General features: G+C 70.1%; 1 protein-coding gene. It reads left to right on the forward strand.

Going from position 1 to position 675, the window contains the following annotated elements; translation table 11 throughout:
• Positions 1 to 675: DUF222 domain-containing protein (locus AC1DF4_RS19170; RefSeq protein ID WP_476914358.1), on the forward strand; the 675-nt coding region annotated here is incomplete at both ends.

Consider the following 675-nt stretch of genomic DNA (forward strand, 5'->3'; position numbering starts at 1 on the left):
CGAGCCCTCCGAGGAACTCCTGCGCCAGCTCCAGGGCGCCTTCATCCGCAAACCCCGCCACGGACTCCAGCACCTGGAAATCTTCGCGACCGCCGAACAGTTCGAACACCTCCTCACCGTCATGAACACCGCCACCAACCCCCGCACCAGCACCCCAGCACCCACAGGGAGCCCCTCCGGCGGCACAGAAACCCAACCGGAAAGTGCAGCAGCGGCCGACGGTACCCACGGCGACAATGCCGGCGTTGACACCCCGCTTGACCTGCGTTCGCGCCCGCAGAAACTCCTCGACGGCCTGGTCGGCGGCTGCAAAGTCGCCCTCGCCGCCGGCACCCTGCCCGCCGCCGGAGGGCTCCGCCCGCAGGTTATGGTCACCATCGACTACCGCGACCTCCTCACCAGGCTCGGAAACGACGGCGACGCCGCCCACCGCGCAACGACGGAGCACACCGGCAACCTGCTCTTCACCGGCCCCGTCACCGCCTCCACCGCCCGTAAGATCGCCTGCGACGCGGACATCATCCCGGTCCTGCTCGGCGGCGAAGGACGGATCCTGGACATCGGCCGAGCCTCCCGGGTCTTCCCGCCCCACATCCGCGAAGCCCTCACCGCCCGCGACCAAGGCTGCGCCTTCCCCGGCTGCACGATCCCCGCGCCCTGGTGCGAAGCCCACCA

It is taken from the genome of Arthrobacter sp. 05N429 (genome assembly GCF_056397045.1).